2 protein-coding genes and 3 pseudogenes are annotated in these 2,872 nt (G+C 61.1%); 2 read left to right on the top strand and 3 right to left on the bottom strand.

What is annotated here, in order from left to right:
- Window positions 1-133 precede the first annotated feature (133 nt).
- A pseudogene (locus tag NKH28_RS34165) lies at window positions 134-235 on the bottom strand (LysR family transcriptional regulator); the annotation flags it as partial.
- 575 nt (window positions 236-810) lie between these two features.
- Here NKH28_RS34165 and NKH28_RS34160 point away from each other — a divergent pair.
- Together NKH28_RS34160 and NKH28_RS34155 are read left to right on the top strand one after the other, a co-directional pair.
- A complete protein-coding gene (locus tag NKH28_RS34160; protein WP_352458906.1) occupies window positions 811-1,086 on the top strand; it encodes an acyl carrier protein in 276 nt (91 codons plus the stop codon).
- Window positions 1,087-2,292 (top strand): beta-ketoacyl-[acyl-carrier-protein] synthase family protein, encoded by a 1,206-nt coding sequence (locus NKH28_RS34155; protein ID WP_352508066.1) that lies wholly within the window; start codon window positions 1,087-1,089, stop codon window positions 2,290-2,292.
- Here NKH28_RS34155 and NKH28_RS34150 read toward each other — a convergent pair.
- Both NKH28_RS34150 and NKH28_RS34145 read right to left on the bottom strand, forming a co-directional pair.
- Window positions 2,279-2,442, bottom strand: a pseudogene (locus NKH28_RS34150) (LysR family transcriptional regulator); the annotation flags it as partial. The gene NKH28_RS34155 and the pseudogene NKH28_RS34150 sit on opposite strands and share 14 nt — an antisense overlap.
- A gap of 168 nt (window positions 2,443-2,610) precedes the next feature.
- Window positions 2,611-2,872: pseudogene (locus tag NKH28_RS34145) on the bottom strand (transposase); the annotation flags it as partial.

The raw sequence follows: 2,872 nt of genomic DNA, 5'->3' as shown, positions 1-2,872 counted from the left end.
TGACAAACCGCTCAGCGGCAGCGCAAGATCGTTCATGGTGGGTGTGGTCTCCGGGAAATGGTTCGGATCGGCTTAAGCAACCAAATCCTACGTCATTTCAACGGCTTGCGCCACATCCACCAACCCCCATGAATTTGGTTAGGTTGATGCGGCGTGCCGCCGCCGTGAGGCCGCGCTCGCTCAGCAGCGCGTCGAGAACGACGAGAAGATTCAGATCGAGCCCTTTGAAACGCATGTCTTAGCTATCCATAGCGTGGATGCATTTGATTGAAACAAACGATTTTACCAATTTTCCGGAATGTCGCATGGACTTGGCAGGACCTCACGTGCGCCGATCACTGCCTCTATCGCGTGGCGAGTCCCTTGAGAAGAGCCCGAAAGAGGAAATCTGTCGCGTGCGGTGGAGATTGTACTGGGAATGAGAAGCAGCGCTCCGATCATGTCGAACTCTCCGACGAATGGCGGACCGGTACAATAGTTGATCGCAACTGGTCCGGAGCTATGAAACATCTCGATTACATATGAGGTGCCGAGTGAATACGCTGACAGCACCCACCGTCGCAGCGTTTAGCTGACGTTTGACGACGGTTCCTATCCATTTACACGCAGATTCTTGATGTGCTGGCGCAAAAGCGGGAGGCCGGCGACTTTTCTTCGTCATCGGGCTGACGCCGCAGAAGCCGGAACTCGTCCGGTTCCTATGGGCATTGGGCTTGGTCGGTCGCACAGGCTCTATGAGGGGCAATTTTGGCAACGCGACGCGACTCGGGTTTTGAACGACGCCGAAAACGCAAGCTGGAAAGGAACAAGATGGCAGATCAACTCGCCAACGAAATAATCGCCATTATCAAGAAGCGCGCCGCGTCGGAGGGCGGCATAGCGCCTGCCACAGGCGGCGAGATAACGGCTGCCACGGGACTGACTTCGCTCGGTATCGATTCACTGGGATTGGCGGACGTTCTCTGGGACCTGGAGCAGGCCTACGGCATCCAGATCGAGATGAATACGGCCGAGGCATGGTCGGATCTCCAGAATGTTGGGGACATGGTGGAAGCCGTGCGCAGCTTGCTCGCTAAGGGGGTGTGAATGGACAGGCGCGTCGTGATTACTGGGATTGGCGGTATTTGCGGGCTTGGGACCAACGCCGCCGCCATTTGGACAGAGATGCGAGAAGGCCGCTCCGCCATCGGCCCAATCGTCAACTCCGAGCTCCATGAATTGAGGGTCAGGATCGGTGCCGAGATCAAGGCGCTGCCGGAGCATGACATCGACGGCAAGCAACTCATCTCCATGGACCGCTTCAGCCTGCTCGCTGTGCTTGCGGCGCGCGAAGCCATGCGTCAGGCCGGACTTTCCTCCAAAGAGGGAAATAGGTATCGCTTCGGTGCGACGGTGGGCGTTGGCGGCTGCGGGTGGGATGCGATCGAGCAAACCTACCGCGCCATCCTTCTGGGCGGTAAGCGTGCCGCTCTCTTGACTGTACCCAAGGCGATGCCGGGTGCCGCTGCCGGCCAGGTCAGCATGAGTCTCGGCCTGCGCGGGCCGGTCTTCGGCGTCACGTCCGCCTGTTCCTCGGCAAACCATGCGATTGCCTGCGCGGTGGACCAGATCAGGCTCGGCCGGGCCGACGTGATGCTTGCCGGCGGCAGCGAAGCGCCGCTCATATGGGGTGTGCTGAAGGCATGGGAAGCGATCCGCGTGCTTTCGCCCGATACTTGCCGGCCATTCTCGGCCGATCGCCAGGGCCTGTCGCTTGGTGAAGGCGCCGGCATGGCGGTGCTGGAAAGCTACGAGCATGCCCTGGCTCGGGGCGCCACCATCCTTGCCGAAATTGCCGGTGCCGGCCTTTCCGCCGATGCGTCCGACATCGTCGCGCCGACTGTCGAGGGGCCGGAGGCAGCAATGCGGGCCTGCCTTGCCGATGCCAGGCTGGACGCCGAGGATGTCGACTATCTCAACGCGCACGGCACCGGCACCAAGGCCAACGACCAGATCGAGACGGCGGCGATCAAGCGCGTCTTCGGTCAGCACGCCTTCTCAATGTCCATTTCTTCTACCAAGTCCATGCACGCGCATTGCCTCGGCGCGTCCGGCGCGCTCGAGTTGATCGCCTGCGTGATGGCTATCCGCGAGAGCGTCGTGCCGCCGACTGCCAATTATCGTGAGCTGGACCCCGATTGCGATCTCGACGTCACGCCCAATGTGGCACGCGAGCGCAAGGTGCGCGTGGCACTGAGCAACTCCTTCGCCTTTGGCGGCACGAACGCGGTTCTGGCGTTCAGGCAGGTGTAGAAGCCATGAGAGATGCCTCCGGCAACATTATCTCTCGCATCCAGATGCTTGCCGGATAACTATTGTGAAGGGCGGGTCATTGACCGCCTCGGCGAATGCGGGAAGTGGCAGCGGAAGCTCGACGATCCGGGGTATCGTCTTTGCGAAATTCTTAACTGTTGAAGCGGCTTGGACGTACCGCCGCCCCGTAAAAGGTAAGCGAGGCCCTGCGGGCTCGGCTTGAGGGTCTGAAGCTGTACACGACAATGTCTGGAAGCCGCAGGGTCGGCTCTGCGCCCGTTATAGTCGCCTGAGTGCTGCCGGCCCGGCCGCGCCGCGGGCGCCGTCAACGAACTCCTTGAACCTGCGGACCTTGCCTGTCTTGGCCGACGCTTCGAAGCGCGCCGTCGTGCTGGCCTCCAGATCCGCGACATGCTTGCGCAGGGTCGTGGTGGGCGCGAGGCCAAAGATGAAGTCGACGTCGTTGGCGCGGCACCAGTCGATGACCTGCGGGTTGCAATAATGGCTATCGCCGCGGAGCAGGATTCGAATGTTCGGCCAGTTGATCCGGATCGCCCGCACCAGACGGCGCAGGTGGGGG

Origin of the sequence: Mesorhizobium sp. M1227 (assembly GCF_040318315.1) — a bacterium.
Taxonomy (GTDB): Bacteria; Pseudomonadota; Alphaproteobacteria; order Rhizobiales; family Rhizobiaceae; genus Mesorhizobium.
The sequence above is the reverse complement of the archived record's forward strand: the minus strand, read 5'-3'. Positions and strand labels throughout refer to the sequence as shown.

Excerpts from the sequence above, each read along its gene's own strand:
- NKH28_RS34160 (WP_352458906.1), top strand. The coding sequence starts at position 811 with ATGGCAGATCAACTCGCCAACGAAATAATCGCCATTATCAAGAAGCGC.
- NKH28_RS34155 (WP_352508066.1), top strand. The coding sequence starts at position 1,087 with ATGGACAGGCGCGTCGTGATTACTGGGATTGGCGGTATTTGCGGGCTT.